The organism is Magnetospirillum gryphiswaldense MSR-1 v2, assembly GCF_000513295.1.
In the GTDB taxonomy this organism is placed as follows: domain Bacteria; phylum Pseudomonadota; class Alphaproteobacteria; order Rhodospirillales; family Magnetospirillaceae; genus Magnetospirillum; species Magnetospirillum gryphiswaldense.
This window is the reverse complement of record NC_023065.1, coordinates 82,117-96,759: the sequence shown is the minus strand read 5'-3', so window position 1 is coordinate 96,759 and position 14,643 is coordinate 82,117. Positions and strand designations below refer to the sequence as shown.

At 63.5% G+C, this 14,643-nt stretch carries 17 protein-coding genes; 15 read left to right on the top strand and 2 right to left on the bottom strand.

The window, feature by feature from the left end; all coding sequences use genetic code 11:
• Window positions 1–66: 66 nt before the first annotated feature.
• From MGMSRV2_RS00535 to MGMSRV2_RS00460, 15 genes are all read left to right on the top strand, one after another.
• Complete coding sequence (locus MGMSRV2_RS00535; RefSeq protein WP_041633875.1) at window positions 67–636, top strand: RNA polymerase sigma factor; 570 nt, start codon at window positions 67–69, stop codon at window positions 634–636.
• Entirely contained in the window at window positions 633–953 is a 321-nt protein-coding gene (locus tag MGMSRV2_RS00530) for a hypothetical protein (RefSeq protein WP_024078365.1), read from the top strand. Before MGMSRV2_RS00535 ends, MGMSRV2_RS00530 begins: the two co-directional genes overlap by 4 nt.
• Window positions 954–955: 2 nt before the next feature.
• Entirely contained in the window at window positions 956–1,387 is a 432-nt protein-coding gene (locus MGMSRV2_RS00525; protein ID WP_024078364.1) for a periplasmic heavy metal sensor, read from the top strand.
• A gap of 133 nt (window positions 1,388–1,520) precedes the next feature.
• Window positions 1,521–2,132 (top strand): sigma-70 family RNA polymerase sigma factor, encoded by a 612-nt coding sequence (locus MGMSRV2_RS00520; RefSeq protein WP_024078363.1) that lies wholly within the window; start codon window positions 1,521–1,523, stop codon window positions 2,130–2,132.
• A gap of 91 nt (window positions 2,133–2,223) precedes the next feature.
• Window positions 2,224–3,441: a flagellin N-terminal helical domain-containing protein gene (locus MGMSRV2_RS21775; protein WP_024078362.1), complete on the top strand. Its 1,218-nt coding sequence runs from the start codon at window positions 2,224–2,226 to the stop codon at window positions 3,439–3,441.
• Between the two features lie 133 nt (window positions 3,442–3,574).
• On the top strand, window positions 3,575–5,236 hold the full coding sequence (fliD, locus tag MGMSRV2_RS00505; RefSeq protein WP_024078361.1) for a flagellar filament capping protein FliD: 1,662 nt from the start codon (window positions 3,575–3,577) through the stop codon (window positions 5,234–5,236).
• A gap of 1 nt (window position 5,237) precedes the next feature.
• Window positions 5,238–5,618 carry a flagellar export chaperone FliS gene (gene fliS / locus MGMSRV2_RS00500; RefSeq protein ID WP_024078360.1) on the top strand — a complete coding sequence of 127 codons (381 nt, stop codon included), beginning with the start codon at window positions 5,238–5,240 and terminating at the stop codon, window positions 5,616–5,618.
• Window positions 5,619–5,708: 90 nt separating this feature from the next.
• On the top strand, window positions 5,709–5,960 hold the full coding sequence (locus tag MGMSRV2_RS00495; protein WP_024078359.1) for a hypothetical protein: 252 nt from the start codon (window positions 5,709–5,711) through the stop codon (window positions 5,958–5,960).
• A 241-nt stretch (window positions 5,961–6,201) separates the two neighbouring features.
• Window positions 6,202–7,053, top strand: a complete 852-nt coding sequence (locus tag MGMSRV2_RS00490) for a YoaK family protein (protein ID WP_024078358.1) — start codon at window positions 6,202–6,204, stop codon at window positions 7,051–7,053.
• A 398-nt stretch (window positions 7,054–7,451) separates the two neighbouring features.
• Window positions 7,452–8,114 (top strand): flagellar hook assembly protein FlgD, encoded by a 663-nt coding sequence (locus MGMSRV2_RS00485; protein WP_024078355.1) that lies wholly within the window; start codon window positions 7,452–7,454, stop codon window positions 8,112–8,114.
• Window positions 8,115–8,128: 14 nt separating this feature from the next.
• Window positions 8,129–9,421, top strand: coding sequence for a flagellar hook protein FlgE (gene flgE, locus MGMSRV2_RS00480; RefSeq protein WP_024078354.1), 1,293 nt, complete (start codon window positions 8,129–8,131; stop codon window positions 9,419–9,421).
• Between the two features lie 20 nt (window positions 9,422–9,441).
• Window positions 9,442–9,774 (top strand): hypothetical protein, encoded by a 333-nt coding sequence (locus MGMSRV2_RS00475; protein ID WP_024078353.1) that lies wholly within the window; start codon window positions 9,442–9,444, stop codon window positions 9,772–9,774.
• Between the two features lie 17 nt (window positions 9,775–9,791).
• Complete coding sequence (locus MGMSRV2_RS00470) at window positions 9,792–10,259, top strand: flagellar protein FlgN (RefSeq protein WP_024078352.1); 468 nt, start codon at window positions 9,792–9,794, stop codon at window positions 10,257–10,259.
• 21 nt (window positions 10,260–10,280) lie between these two features.
• Complete coding sequence (flgK, locus tag MGMSRV2_RS00465; protein ID WP_024078351.1) at window positions 10,281–11,945, top strand: flagellar hook-associated protein FlgK; 1,665 nt, start codon at window positions 10,281–10,283, stop codon at window positions 11,943–11,945.
• Window positions 11,946–11,947: 2 nt separating this feature from the next.
• Window positions 11,948–12,850 (top strand): flagellin, encoded by a 903-nt coding sequence (locus tag MGMSRV2_RS00460; RefSeq protein ID WP_024078350.1) that lies wholly within the window; start codon window positions 11,948–11,950, stop codon window positions 12,848–12,850.
• Here MGMSRV2_RS00460 and MGMSRV2_RS00455 read toward each other — a convergent pair.
• Window positions 12,845–13,537, bottom strand: coding sequence for a pseudouridine synthase (locus MGMSRV2_RS00455; protein WP_024078349.1), 693 nt, complete (start codon window positions 13,535–13,537; stop codon window positions 12,845–12,847). The two genes, MGMSRV2_RS00460 and MGMSRV2_RS00455, sit on opposite strands and share 6 nt — an antisense overlap.
• Before the next feature lie 8 nt (window positions 13,538–13,545).
• Window positions 13,546–14,556 (bottom strand): class I SAM-dependent methyltransferase, encoded by a 1,011-nt coding sequence (locus MGMSRV2_RS00450; protein WP_024078348.1) that lies wholly within the window; start codon window positions 14,554–14,556, stop codon window positions 13,546–13,548.
• Between the last annotated feature and the right edge of the window lie 87 nt (window positions 14,557–14,643).

Genomic DNA, 14,643 nt, shown 5'->3' with positions numbered 1-14,643 from the left:
ACCAAGGCCGTGACTTTTTGCGCAGGGCCGAGGACGCTTGGCCCGTGTAAGCGGCATATGAATGAAATGACCGCCCCGCCCTCGGACCAGGATTTGTTGCAGGCCACGGCCCAGGGCGACCGCTGGGCCTTTGCCGCCTTGATGGAGCGTCACACCCCGTTCGCCCTGGCCCTGGCCATGCGCATGCTGGGCAATGCCGACGATGCCGAGGAGGTGGCGCAGGAAGCCTTTTTGCGGGTATGGCGCAAGGCCCCCGACTGGGATGGCGACGGCGGCGCCCGCTTCACCACCTGGCTTTACCGGGTGGTGATCAATCTGTGCACCGACCGCAAACGGCGCAAGCCGATTGTGGCCATGGACGACATCGACGAACCGCCCGATCCCGGCCCCGACGGCCTGGAGCGATTGGCCCAGGGACAGATGCAAAAGCTGGTGTCCCAGGCCCTGAACCACCTGCCCGAGCGCCAGCGCGCCGCCATCGCGCTGTGTCATCTGGGCGAGACCACCAATGCCCAGGCCGCCGAAACCCTGGGAATCAGTGTTTCGGCGCTGGAATCGCTGCTGGTGCGGGGGCGCCGCGGCTTGCGGGATTATCTGTCGCGGCAAGGATTCGCCGCATCGGGAGATTTGCTATGACCACCGACCGTTTCCACGACGATCTGGACGCCTTGCTGAAGCGCCACGACCCGGCGCGGCAGATCGACCCGCAAAGCGTCGCCCGCATCAGCCGCACCGTGCTGACCCGCATCGCCGCCGAACCGCCGCCCCCCTGGTGGCTGCATTTGCTGCCAGCCAGATCCTGGCGCGCCCTGCCGCGCTATGCTGTGTCGCTGGTCCTGGGCCTGGCCCTAGGTCTGGCGGCGGGGCTGTCCGGCTTGGGTCAGGCCCAGGCGGTGACCACGCCCCTGGACCTTTACGCCTATGCCCAGCCCCTGTCGCCGGTGGGATTGTGATCATGGATTTTCGCCGTCTCCGCCCGTGGATCCTGACCGCGTCGCTGCTGGCCAACGGCTTTTTGGCCGGCGTGCTGGTGGTCGATCGCCCACCGCCACCCGGCCCACCCAAACCCGGCGACATCGTCGAGAAGATGGCCGCCACCCTACCCGCCGCCGACGCCCGCATCCTGCGTCAGGCCGCCGGTGACCAGGGCCTGCTTGATGTCGACCGCGACCAGTCAGAGCAGCACCGGCGCATCGGCATGCTGATGCAAGCCGAGCCTTTCGACGCCGAGGCCTTCCGTCAGGCGGTCACCGATTTGTCCAGCCGGCGCGAACAGGCCGGCGACCGCATCGGCAAGGCCCTGATTCAAGCTATTCCACAGATGTCTACCGCCGGTCGTCAGGCCTTGTCGCGCCTGGGGCCGCCGCCGCCCAAACAGCCAGACTAGGCAATTATTGCCTAAAGCCCGGCAGAACTTGCCGACTAACCATTTGAATTATCTTGATTTTTCTGCGCCTGGATTAGCATTGGACGGCGTGTAACTCAGTAACGATGCCCATTTCCATGCCGGGATTCAGACCATGATGATCCAGCGCCTGACCACTTCCGCCAGTTCCGCCGCCGCCTTGGCCGGCCTGGATGACGAAACCTTGCTGGCGCGGATGAAGGACGACGACGCGGCGGCCTATCGGCTGTTGGTGGAACGCCACGTGGACCGCGCTTATGCCATCGCGCTCCGGGTCTTGGGCAATGTGGCCGATGCCGAGGACGTGGCGCAGGAATGTCTGGTCAAGGTGTGGACCCACCGCCAATCCTGGCAGGACGGCAAGGCCAAGTTTTCCACTTGGCTCTATCGGGTGGTGGTCAACCGCTGCATCGATCTGCGCCGCCGCCCGGCGACCGAGTGCCTGGACGACGTTCCCGAACCCATGGACGACGAAACCGATTCGGTCACCCGCATCCACCGCACCCAGGTGTTCGGGCGGCTGGAACAGGCCATGGGCAAGCTGCCCGACCAGCAGCGTCTGGCCCTGACCCTGTCCTATTTCGACGATTTGGGCAACGCCGAGATCGCCGAGATTCTGGACACCACCGTCAGCGCGGTGGAAAGCCTGCTGAAGCGGGGCCGGCAAACGCTGCGCGATCGTCTGCGCCGGTCGGAACACGACTGCCTCCAGGCCTTGGCCGAATAAAGATTCTCCGCCTGACCGGGCCGGCTGGCCCGTTTCATCCAAGAGACCCCGGTAAACCGGGTCGTATGTTGGATCAGAAGGAGACAGTATCATGGCCGTCATCGCCACCAACACCGCCGCCAATTCGGCGCTGCGCTACCTGAACCTGAATTCCGAAGCGCAATCCTCCAGCCTGTCCAAGCTGGCTTCGGGCTCGCGCATCACCAAGGCGTCCGACGATGCCGCCGGTCTGGCCATCGGCACCCGCATCCAGTCCGACGTCACCGTGTTGAGCCAGGCGGCCACCAATGCCAGCCAAGCCACCGCCATCCTGCAAACCGCCGATGGCGGCCTAGCCCGTATCTCCGACATCCTGCAGCGCATGAAGTCACTGGCCACCCAGTCGGATTCCGGCTCGGTCACCGACAGCGAACGCACCTATATCGACGCCGAATACCAGGAATTGCTGGACGAAGTCGACGGTATCGCCGAATCGACCCGCTATAACGGCGTGTCGCTGTTGGACGGCACCGGTCAGTACGCCTCGGCCTCGACCAATGCCACCGTCTCGTCCAACTGGATGACCGATTCCCAGTACGCCGACATCACCACCGTCGCTGCTGCGGACGTCTTCCGCATCACCACCTCGGACGGCAATTTCGTCGATTACACCATCGCGGATGACTACGACGGCACCGCCGGTTCGGTGTCCTTGGAAGATGTCGCCGCCTCGATCAATGCCGGCGACACCACCACACCGGAAGCCGCCAACGTCACCGCCACCATCGAGACCGACAATGACGGCCGCAAACGGCTGGTCCTGACCGGAATCGACGGCACCACCATCACCGCCATGGACGACACCACCGGCACCGCCCTGGAAGGTCTGGGCATGTTGGCCGCCGACGGCTCCACCATCGTCGGCGGTTCCAAGACGGGCGTCGACTTCATGGTCGGCACCTCGTCCACCGACACCATCAACCTGTCCATCGACAATGTCGGGACCACGGCACTGGGCCTGGCCAGCAGTTCGGTCAGCACCCAGGCCAACGCCCAAACCGCCCTGACCGCGCTGGATAGCGCCATCGACGCGGTGATCCAGGCCCGCGCCGAAGTGGGTGCGACCATGTCGCGCTTCGAGTTCCGTTCCGAAACCATCGACACCACCTCGGAAAACCTGCAATCGGCGCAATCGGCGATCATGGACGCCGACGTGGCGGCGGAAAAGTCGACCCTGTCTTCGGCCGACGTCAAGACCCAGGCGGCCATCGCCGCCCTGTCCCAGGCCAACCAGATGCCGCAAAACCTGTTGAGCCTGCTCAAAAGCTAAACCGGCTTCCCATGCCCCCAAGCCGGTTTAGGCCGGAGGGGCGGGATTTTCACCGATCCCGCCCCCCTTTCCCTAAGCCCGAGCGGCGTTTGAGCCGCCCGTCACGGGCGACTTTTATAACGAGGTCGTTGCCATGACCACTTCCGTCAGTTCGAGCACCACGACCACCGCCACGTCGTCGGTCAGCTATTCGCAGAACCGCAACGAATTCGACACCGATGCCCTGGTCGAAGCCGCCGTCTCGGCCAAGCTGGCCCGCGCCGATACCTTGGAAACCAAGGTCACCGCCAACGAAACCAAGATCGCCGCCTATGAGGAAATGCAGACCCTGCTGCTGGCCATGCAAGACAGCCTGCAGGCCTTGCGCGCCGACCCGTCATCGTCGGGCCAGGAAGACGATGTCTTCCTCAACCGCACCGGCTATCTGACCTCGGGGACCAGCACCTCAGCCGACACCTTGCTGTCGGTGACGGTCGAGGACGGTACCGAACTGGGCAGCCACGAAATCGAAATCATCCAGGTGGCCAAGGCCGAGCGCCTGGGCGGCTCCAGCCAAAGCTGCCGCAGCGATGCCGCCAATATGGCGGGCGACTTCACCCTCGGCGGCACCGCCTTCACCGTCACCGCCGACATGTCGCTGGACGACATCGTCGACACCATCAATACCGAAACCACCAATACCGGGGTCAAGGCCTCGGTGATCAAGGTATCCGACGACGAATACATGATGGTGCTGACTGCCAGCCAGACCAATGCCGAGATCACCCTGGCCGATACCAGCGGCACGGTATTGCAGGATCTGGGACTGATCGACGAAAACGGCGACAAGGCCGACATCCTGCAAGCCGCCCAACCGGCCCGGGTCAAGATCGACGGCGTCACCATCGAACGCGACGACAACGAAATCGACGACGCCATCGACGGCATCACCCTGACGCTCTACAAGGCGGAAAGCAGCAACACCCTGACGCTTGAGGTCGACAATTCGCTGTCCGACATCAAGGAACAGGTGGAAAGCCTGGTCGAGACCTATAACGCGCTGCGCGACTTCGTCTTGCTCAACCAGACCACCGCCAGCGACGGCAGCGCCGATGAAAGCGCGGTGTTGTTCGGCGATTCCATCCTGCGCACCGTTTCCACCCAATTGCAGGAGGCGCTGACCGCCGCCATCGATGAAGCCTCGCTGGCCAGCCTGGGACTGAGCTTCGACGAACAGAACTATCTGGAAATCGATGAAGACGCCCTGGACGACGCCCTGCTCAACGATCTGGACACCATCCAAAGCCTGTTCAGCTTCCAGGCCGCAACCTCCAGCGGCAATCTTTCCCTGCTGCGCCATGGCGACGGGCCGGAAAGCGCCGATTTCACCTTGGATATCACCGTGACCGACGGCGCCATCAGCGCCGTTTCGGTGGGCGGCGACACCTCACTGTTCACCGTGTCGGGGTCGCGCATCATCGGCGCCGAGGGCAGCATCTATGAAGGCCTGACCTTCGTCTTCACCGGCAGCGCCAGCCAATCCATCGACGTCGCCGTCAGCCAGGGCATCGCCGACCGCATGTGGCAGGCGGTCGAGGAGGTGGCCGACGAATATGACGGCCAGTTGGCCGAACAGATCACCACGTTGGAAGACAGCAACACCGACCTGGAAGACCGCATCACCACCATCGAAGCCAATGCCGAGACCTATCGCAGCTATCTGTTGGACAAGTACGCCCGCATCGAGGCCAAGCTGGCCGAGGCGCAATCGGTCCTGGATCTGCTGGAGGCTCTCACCAACAGCGAGGATAACTGACATGAACCTTTCCAAGCACGCCATCGCCGCCTATCAGACCGCCGTCATGACCACGCCGCCCCTGCAAGCGGTGGTGCTGCTGTACGACGGCATCCTGGTACGCATCCACAACGCTGGCATCGCCGCAGCCCAAGGCGACTACACCCGGCAATATCAGGAAGTCAGCCGCGCCATCGAAATCCTGCGCGGCCTGCTGGCCGCCTTGGATTTGCAAGCGGGCGGCAAGGTCGCCGCCAATCTGGCGGAAACCTATCGCGTCAGCATGCGCGCCCTGCTGGCCACCGTTGGCCGCAAGGACGCCGAAACCGCGTGCCGGCGCATCGGCGAAGGTCTTCGGACCCTGCGCAACGCCTGGGCCGAGATCGCCGGTATGCCCGTCTAGACCTTGTTGCCAGCGGTCTGAATCGTATAAGCTTATGTGGCTGTCCAAAGGACGGCATTTCCGTAACGCCATCGAAGAAACCGAGGCGACATGAGCAAGACCAGCCTTTCCATCGGCGTGTTCGCCGATTTGCTTGACCAATGGGGCCCCGATTTGGCCCGCTGGCCGCAACAGCGGCGTACCGACGCCGAAGCCCTGCTGGGCACCTCCCCCGAAGCCGCCACCCTGCTGGCCGAAGCCCTGGCCCTGGACGTTTCCCTGCGCGACAGCCAGCCCAAGGCCCCCGCCGGCCTGGCCGACCGCATCGTCGCCGCGTCAGGGGCGGATAAGCCCAAGGGTTAAGACAAATAGCCCAATGGGCTTGGGTATGGGGCCTCAATGGAATCAACCCCTGCGGATACACCGTCCGCCCAAAATACGGATTTGGGTACGATCATACCATTGAGGCATCCTTAGAAGGTCGCAGCTATGGCCGTCAATGACATTGCTGTGTCGCAACAAAAGCGTTGGGACGGCGCTTGTGTGGTCGATTAGCCTGACCGATGCGGCCTATTAAATAGCCGAATCCGGTAGCGGACCGACAATGCCAATTTTCTATTTGCGTCGCCTGACCGGCAAACACCGGTCGGCTCAAGCCAACCGGCACCTTGGAAGGGTCCTCGCCTTCGTTGCCGGTGCCACCAACGCAGGTGGATTTCTGGCGGTCAATCAATACACCTCGCATATGACCGGCATTTTGTCAGGAATGGCGGACAATTTAGCCATCAACAACCTTGGCTTGGCGATTATTGGGGGGGCCGCCCTGGTATCATTCGTCGCCGGTTCCGCCTACTCGGCGATTCTGATTAACTGGGGGCGACATCATCGCACCCAGAGCGAGTTCGCCTATCCATTGTTGTGGGAAGCTCTGCTTCTACTGTGTTTCGGGTTGATGGGCGGCTACCTGGATGGGCGTCAGACTGGATTGGGCGTGCCGATTACGGTGATGCTTCTGTGTTTCATAATGGGGCTACAGAACGCAATCATCACCAAGATTTCCCATGCGGAAATCCGGACCACCCACATGACGGGCATCATTACCGATATCGGCATCGAGATCGGCAAGATTGTTTACATCAACTCATCGACCGAAACCGAACGCTACAAGCCGGTCCGCGCCAATTGGCGGAAAATCCGGCTAATGGGCTCGCTGTTGGCCTCCTTCACCGTTGGCGGTCTGCTCGGGGCTCTGGGTTTTAAGCACATCGGCTATGCTTCCACCCTGCCATTGGCCCTGTTTCTGGTCTTGTTGGTGAGCGTTCCCCTGGCTGACGATATCCGGGTGCGTAGCCGGCTGACCCTTAGCAGGTTCCGAACCCGGCGACGGGAAGCCGGCAGCCCTGGTGAACCGGATTCGTTACCACAGAAAGCAAGCGATGACCCGCCGTCTTACTGATGTAGCGACCCTCGCCGAGCGGGACGACATCAGCATGCTGGACGCCTTGGAATACATCGGCAAAATCTGAACAACCGAACCAAAGCGTCTCAATCTCGATCCGATCCATCCAATGCCGGGACTAAACATCCGGGATAGAAAAACCACAGAGGCACGGAGATGACTTTCCCGTGGTAAGGCCGGTGCGCCCGATCCCAGGAAACCTCTCTGTGTCTCTGTGGTTTTAAATTTTGTCCGCCTGAAATGAACTCCCCACGCGTATAAGCAGTGATGCAGCTCTTACGCCGAGCACACACCCATCAATAAAAATAAAACCGCCTGATCCATCCGGGCGCATTCGTAGAAGAAGGCAAGAGCGGCCCAGACGCCGCACATGAATTCTTCAGGAGTGCGCCCGGATGGTCACCTCTATTACTTCAGCCAGCACGACGACGACAAGTTCGTCCACCAGTACATCGACGCTATCCGCCGATTACGACATGTTCATCCAGTTGCTGTGCGCGCAGTTGGAGAACCAGGATCCGCTGGACCCCACCGACGCCACCGAGTTCACCAATCAGTTGGTCCAGTATTCCAATCTGGAACAGCAGATGGCCACCAACGACAAGTTGGATGAGGTGCTGTCGTCCATCGACCTGATGTCCATGAGTTCGGGCGTCGGCTACATGGGCCACACCGTCGAGGCCGAGGGCGACACCATCAGCGTCCAGGACGACGGCACCGTCGATGCCGCCTGGGTCTACGCCCTGGATTCCGCCGCCACCGACGTCACCCTGACCGTCACCGACGAAGACGGCAACGTGGTGTGGGAAGGCACCGGCGATGCCGCCAAGGGCCGCAACGACTTCACCTGGGACGGCAAGGACAGCGACGGCAACACCGTCGACGGCGGCGCCTACACCCTGAGCGTGGAAGCCACCAATGCCGACGGCGCCGCCATCGGCAGCACCACTTACGTCAGCGGCAAGGTGACCGGGGTCACCTCGAGCGACGGCACCACCATCCTGGAACTGGGCGAGATGGGCATCACCCTTGATGCCATCACCCGCCTGGCGTCCTGACGGGGAGAACGATCATGAGCCTCATGGGAGCCATGAATTCCGCCGTCACCGCGCTTAAGGCGCAAAGCACGGCGTTGTCGATCATCTCGGACAATCTGTCCAATTCATCCACCACCGGCTACAAGGCCAACACCACCAGCTTCAAGACCTTGGTCACCCAATCCTACAGTTCGACCTCCTATGCCTCGGGCGGCGTCACCGCCTCGGTGCGGCAGAACGTGGCGGCTCAGGGCGTGATCAGCGGCACCGCCAATTCAACCGATCTGGCCCTGGATGGCGACGGCTTCTTCGTCGTCAGCTACGGCGCCACCGGCGAGGAAACCTTCTTCACCCGCGATGGCGAGTTCGAGATCGATTCCGCCGGTTTCATGTGCCTGGGCAATTACTATCTGCAAGGCTGGGAAACCGATTCCGCCGGCAACGTCATCGCCGGCTCGACCAATTCGTCGTCGACGCTGTCGGCCGTCAACGTCAACCGCTTCACCGGCACCGCCGAGGCCACCTCGGCCGAGACCATCCAGGCCAATCTCCCCGCCGACGCGGCGGTGGGCGATGTGGTCACCGCCACCATGGAAGTGTTCGACGCGCTGGGCGTGTCGCACACGGTGACCATGAGTTACGAAAAGACCGCCGCCAACGAGTGGGAATTGTCGCTTTCCGACCCGGTCCTGAGTAGCGATACCGCGACCGATTCGGGTGACATCACCGGCGGCCCCTTTACGCTGACTTTCGCCGATGGCGCGCTGACCTCCATCACCGATTCCGCTGGTGTCGCCACCGAGCTGGAATTCAGCATCACCGGCTTCACCACCGGCGCCTCGGACATCACCGCCATCACCATCGATGTGGGCCAAGGTACCAGCGGCACCGGGTCGTTGACCCAGTTTTCCTCCAACAACGACGACCCGGACATTTCCATCAAGTCGATCACCGGCAACGGCGTCGAATACGGTGCCCTGTCCTCGGTCGAAGTGGATAAGAAGGGGGTGATCTGGGCCCATTTCGACAACGGCCAGGATATCGCCATCTACAAGATCGCGGTGGCCGATTTCACCAATGCCAACGGCCTGGAGAACCAGGGTTACGGCGTCTATCAGCAGACTTCGGCCTCGGGCGATTTCACCTTGCACGAAGCCGGCGAGGACGGTGTCGCCACCATCACCCCCAGCGCCCTGGAAAGCTCGACCGTCGATACCTCGGACGAATTCACCCGCATGATCGTGGCGCAGCAGGCCTATTCCGCCGCGTCCCAGGTGATCAGCACCGCCTCCGACATGTTCGACGACCTGATAGCCGCCGTCCGCTGACCGCATCAAGGGGAAAAACCATGCACACCAAGATCACCAAGACCTCGCAGGCGGAAGCCGCCGCCAGCCGCGCCATCGGCCAGATCCGCCAAAGCCTGGATTTGGGCGACGCCACCGATGCCGCCGCCTTGTCGGAACGGCTGGCGGCGCGGCTGGCCGGCCTGCCCGCCGATGACCGCCGCCTGCTGCGCCGTGACATGGCCGTGGCCGCCCATGACCTGGAAGCCCTGGTCGAAGCCCTGGAAAACGAGCTGGGCCTGCTGGCCGCAGACTTGAAGGCGCTCAACCACCGCACCGGTGCCGCCCGTGCCTATGGCCAGGCCGCCACCGTCATCCCGCTGCGCCGCGCCTGACCCAAAGGAGAACCGTCATGCTGCCCTTCGCCCACCAGCCCCTGCCCATGGATGACGCTCCCGCCCGCCAGATGGCCCGGACCCTGCTGGAAACCGTGACCGAACTGGCGGAAATCATCGCTGGCGAAAACATGGCCCTGGCCCAGGGCTATCCCGCCGGACTGGCCGCCAGCAGCGAGCGCAAGACCGAACTGGCCGCCGAATATGCCGAATTGTGGGAAGATTTCGGCCCCGGCGGGGCCGCCGCCCTGGCCGCCGACCCGGAATTCGGCCATGCCCTGATGGAGGCGGTGCGCCAGTTGCGCCACGGCGCCCAGGAAAATATCACCCGGCTGGAAGCGGCGATGACCGCCTCGCGCCGGCGGGTCGAGGCGGTGCTGGAAGCCCTGCGCCAGGACGCCCGCACCAGCGGCACCTATGGCGCCAAGGGCAACATCCCGCTGGAACTGCGCCTGCCGCCGGTGGGCGCCAATTTCCACGCCTGACCCCATCCCCGGGAGGCCGCCATGTCCCTGACCCTTGCCCTCGGCTCCGCCACCGCCTCGCTGCGCACCATCCAAAGCGAGCTGGCTCTGGCCGCCAACAACATCGCCAACGCCGATACCGAAGGCTATAGCGTCAAATCGGCGACCAAGGTCAACACCACCACCGGCGGCAGCGGTATCGGCACCGGGGTCGATATCATCGGCATCTCGTCCAAGGTCGATGCCAACCTGCTGAAATCCATCATCACCGCCACCTCGGCCAATGCCGAGGCCGCCACTGATGCCGATTATCTGGACCGGCTGGCGGAAATCCTCGGGCAACTGACCTCCAGCGACAGCGGCGGCGGCACCTTGTCGGCCTCGCTCACCGAACTGGCCGCCACCTTGGAAGAGCTGGCGGCGACGCCGGAAAGCGACACGCTGAAGACCCAGGCGGTGCTGCAACTGACCGACGCCGCCGCATCCTTGCGCGATACCTCGGCCCAGGTGCAGGATCTGCGGGCCGAGGCCGACGACGGCATCGAAAGTGCCGTCGCCTCCGTCAACGAATCGCTGCACGCCATCGATTCCCTTAACGATTCCATCGTCCTGGCGCAATCCCGCGGCGAGTCCACCGCCGATCTGGAAGACCAGCGCATGGTGCTGGTGGCCCAATTGTCGACCCAAATGGACATCAGCTATTACACCGGCGAAGACGGGGCGATGACCATCTATACCGGCGGCCAGCCCTTGCTGAATTCGTCGGTGCACGAACTGTCCTATCAGGCCAGCAACACGGTGACGTCGGAAACCGTCTACCCCGGCGGCTTCGACGCCATCACCCTGAACGGCCAGGACATCACCACTTCCGTCAAATCCGGCACCATCGCCGCTTTGGTGGAACTGCGCGACGACACCCTGCCCGCCGTGCAGGATCAGCTGGACGCCATCGCCACCGATCTGCGCGACCAGATGAACGCCCTGTCCAACCAGGGCAGCGCCAGCCCGGCACCGCAAAGCCTGACCGGAACGGTGGCGGGACTGGCCGGCACCGATGCCATCGCCGGCACCGGCACCTTGCGGGTGGGCCTGGTCGACAGCGATGGCAGCGCCCAAACCCTGACCGACATCGACATGAGCACCATCACCAGCGTCGATGATCTGCTGGGCGCCTTGAACGCCATTGCCGGCGTGTCCGCCTCGCTCGATGCCGACGGGCAATTGGTGGTGGAAAGCACCGATGCCTCGCTGGGCATCGCCCTGTCCGGCGGCGATGTGGGCGGCAAGAGTGTGTCGGGGTATTTCGGCTTGAACGACATGTTGACCGGCGACGGCGCCGAGGATCTGTTCGTCAACGCCAGTCTGGCCGCCGACCCCACCTTGCTGGCGGTGGGAAGCTTGGGTGACAACGGCATCGGCCTGGACGGCGGCGCCCTGGCGCAAGCCATGGCCGATGCCATCGACACCAGCGCCGCCACCGATCTGGTCGCCGACATCGGCGCCAAGTCCAAGGCCGCCGACAGCATCGCCACCTCGCGCGAAACCACGCTGACGGCGCTGACCGATTCGTTCTCGTCGCGCTACGGCGTCAATATCGACGAGGAAACCGCCCACATCTCGGAACTGGAAAACGCCTATTCCGCCTCGGCCCAGGTGCTGTCGGCGATCCAGGAGATGTTCGATTCTCTTCTCAACGCGGTGAGCTGATCATGGAACGGGTATCAAGCGCAGGATTGGGTCAGGCGCTGTTGCGCTCGGCCATGACTGTCCAGGCCAAGCTGGCGGAAAAGCAAAGCGCCAACGCCTCGGGACTGAAAAGTGAAACCTATGCCGGTCTGGGCGCCGATGCCGCCCGGCTGATGACCATGGAAAACGCCCTGGCCGGCTTGCAGGCCCGGTCCAGCACCACCCAGAGTGCGCTGGACCGCACCGAGACCATGCATCAGGCGGTGGGCGACATGACCGACCTGCTGAGCAGCATGCGCACCACGCTGTCGCAACTGAGCAGCCAATCCACCGATCAGGTGGATTACAACCAGATCGGCGCCGACATGCTGACCGATCTGGCGGCGCTGATGAACACCCAGGCCGATGGGCGCTATCTGTTCGCCGGCGGCGCCACCACCACCCAGCCGGTGGACACCACGCTTCTGGCCGCCCCGACCAATCCCTCGGTGGCCGATGACAGCTATTACCTGGGCGACGACGTTACCCAATCGGTCAAGGTGTCGGACCAAAGCAGTATCGAATACGGCGTCACCGCCGGTGAAACCGGCTTCGAGAAGGCGCTGCGCGCCGCCAACATCCTGGCCAATCTCGACCCCGCCACCCCGGACGAGGATTCCATCAACGAGGCCTATGATCTGGCCACCGAGGCCATGGATCAGTTGCTGGCGGTGCAAGGCCGGCTGTCGGTCAATGCCGGGCGGCTGGAAAACGCGCTGAGCCAGCAAGACACCGGCATCTCGCTGCTGTCGGAACGGATCGGCGACGCCAAGGGCGTCGATGTGGCCCAGGTGACGGTGGAAATCTCGCAATACCAGACCACCTTGGAGGCGTCTTACGCCGCCCTGGGCAAACTGAACAGCCTGAAGCTGACCGATTTCCTATAGGCCGGTCAGTTCTTCCGCCGCCATCACCCGCCATTGGCCTTCCGGCAGATCGCCCAAGGTCAGCGGTCCCAGGCCGGCACGGTGCAGGCTGACCACATGGTTGCCAACAGCGGCGAACATGCGCTTGACCTGATGGTAGCGGCCCTCGTGCAAGGTCAACCGCGCCTGATTGGGACCCAGCACCTGCAATTGCGCCGGCGCCAGCGGCGTCTTCTCCGACCGCAGCATCAGCGTGCCGCTGGCGAAGATTTCGGCCTCGGTCCCTTCCAGCGGACGGTCCAGGGTGACGTCATAGGTCTTGGGCACGTGATGACGGGGCGACGTCAACCGGTGCAGCAACTTGCCGTCATCGGTCAACAGCAACAGGCCAGTGGTGTCGCGGTCCAGTCGCCCCACCGGGGCCAGCACCGGATTGCGGTGCATGAACCGGGGCGGCAGCAATTCATAGACGATGCGACCGGGATCGCTGCTCGAACAGGTATAGCCTGCCGGCTTGTGCAACATGATCACCAGCCCGGCGGGCGGGTCCAACGGCTCGCCATCGACGCGGATGTCGTCGTGCTCGACCTTGTCGCTTTCCACCAACTCCCGCCCGTCGGCATGGCGGACCCGGCCATCACGCAACAAAAAACGGATGTCCCTTTGGCTGCCATAGCCCAGATTGGCGATCAGACGGACCAGACGCATTGTATTTCCTAGCGGTCGTGACGATTGGTGGACAGGTAGATCTTGAAGCCGTCGGCGACGGTGACCAGTTCCACCTCGCGGAAGCGGCGGCGCAACTCGGCTTCGTAGGGCAAATGCTGATTGGCCACCAGCAGGAACTTGCCGCGCCGGCGGATGGCTTTCCAGGCGGCGGTGATGAAGGCCTGACCGATGGCCGGATCGGCCTTGGCCCCTTCATGGAAGGGCGGATTGCTGACGATCCAGTCATAGGGCGCCACCTCGGGCAATCCAGCGCAGACATCAATCCAGTGATAGCTGGCCCGCTCACCGAACGCGGCCAGATTGGTCCGCGCATCGTCCAGGGCCATGGCTTCGGCCTCGTACAGATCCACCCCGGTGACGGCGTCGAAGCGCGACAGGATTTCCGCGCTCAGATAGCCCCAGCCGGCGCCCAGATCGGCCACCCGGCCACTTAGACCCGCCGGCAGATGCGCCGCCAGCAACCGCGAGCCCCGATCCACATGGTCGGGACTGAAACAACCGGCACGGGCCACCAGCGCCGTCTCCGCCACCGGACGCGGCGCCCCCTCGGCCAGCCAATCGGCGGCCTCGGCTTTTTCCAGCCAGAACACCCGGCATTGATGCTTGGACAGCGTCCCCAGCAGGCCGAAGCGCTTGGCCGCTTCCTTTTCCAGGCTGGCGGCACCGCTGGCGTTGGCACCGCAACACACCAACACGCCACCCGGGGCCAGTTGATCCAGTCCTTGGGCGATCAGGGCCCGGCTTTCGCCCTTGTGCTTGGTCAAGAGACACAGGCCCAAAGGATAGCCGCCCGCCAGCCGCTCGACGGCCTTGAAGCCCGCCGCCTGCAAACGGTCGAAGGCCGGGCGGAAGCCTTGCTGGCATTCCAGTTGCCCGCTCCAGCCAGTGAAATGAGGGGAGGCCTCGGCCCGCAGCCAGAAGGCCCGCGCCGGCATCTCCAGGAATCCCTTGTCGAAGGGCAGCGCCAAGGCGCGCAATTGGTCGTCGATCTTATCCATGGCCGATGCATTAGCACGCCGGCGCGCAAGAATCGACGTTCTCGCCACTTGTCTAGACAATTAAGCCAATTTCACCATCCGGTCACA

Bases quoted from the DNA above. Each gene is read 5' to 3' on its own strand.
- MGMSRV2_RS00535 (WP_041633875.1), top strand. From the start codon at position 67: ATGACCGCCCCGCCCTCGGACCAGGATTTGTTGCAGGCCACGGCCCAG.
- MGMSRV2_RS00530 (WP_024078365.1), top strand. From the start codon at position 633: ATGACCACCGACCGTTTCCACGACGATCTGGACGCCTTGCTGAAGCGC.
- MGMSRV2_RS00525 (WP_024078364.1), top strand. From the start codon at position 956: ATGGATTTTCGCCGTCTCCGCCCGTGGATCCTGACCGCGTCGCTGCTG.
- MGMSRV2_RS00520 (WP_024078363.1), top strand. From the start codon at position 1,521: ATGATGATCCAGCGCCTGACCACTTCCGCCAGTTCCGCCGCCGCCTTG.
- MGMSRV2_RS21775 (WP_024078362.1), top strand. From the start codon at position 2,224: ATGGCCGTCATCGCCACCAACACCGCCGCCAATTCGGCGCTGCGCTAC.
- fliD (WP_024078361.1), top strand. From the start codon at position 3,575: ATGACCACTTCCGTCAGTTCGAGCACCACGACCACCGCCACGTCGTCG.
- fliS (WP_024078360.1), top strand. From the start codon at position 5,238: ATGAACCTTTCCAAGCACGCCATCGCCGCCTATCAGACCGCCGTCATG.
- MGMSRV2_RS00495 (WP_024078359.1), top strand. From the start codon at position 5,709: ATGAGCAAGACCAGCCTTTCCATCGGCGTGTTCGCCGATTTGCTTGAC.
- MGMSRV2_RS00490 (WP_024078358.1), top strand. From the start codon at position 6,202: ATGCCAATTTTCTATTTGCGTCGCCTGACCGGCAAACACCGGTCGGCT.
- MGMSRV2_RS00485 (WP_024078355.1), top strand. From the start codon at position 7,452: ATGGTCACCTCTATTACTTCAGCCAGCACGACGACGACAAGTTCGTCC.
- flgE (WP_024078354.1), top strand. From the start codon at position 8,129: ATGAGCCTCATGGGAGCCATGAATTCCGCCGTCACCGCGCTTAAGGCG.
- MGMSRV2_RS00475 (WP_024078353.1), top strand. From the start codon at position 9,442: ATGCACACCAAGATCACCAAGACCTCGCAGGCGGAAGCCGCCGCCAGC.
- MGMSRV2_RS00470 (WP_024078352.1), top strand. From the start codon at position 9,792: ATGCTGCCCTTCGCCCACCAGCCCCTGCCCATGGATGACGCTCCCGCC.
- flgK (WP_024078351.1), top strand. From the start codon at position 10,281: ATGTCCCTGACCCTTGCCCTCGGCTCCGCCACCGCCTCGCTGCGCACC.
- MGMSRV2_RS00460 (WP_024078350.1), top strand. From the start codon at position 11,948: ATGGAACGGGTATCAAGCGCAGGATTGGGTCAGGCGCTGTTGCGCTCG.
- MGMSRV2_RS00455 (WP_024078349.1), bottom strand. From the start codon at position 13,537: ATGCGTCTGGTCCGTCTGATCGCCAATCTGGGCTATGGCAGCCAAAGG.
- MGMSRV2_RS00450 (WP_024078348.1), bottom strand. From the start codon at position 14,556: ATGGATAAGATCGACGACCAATTGCGCGCCTTGGCGCTGCCCTTCGAC.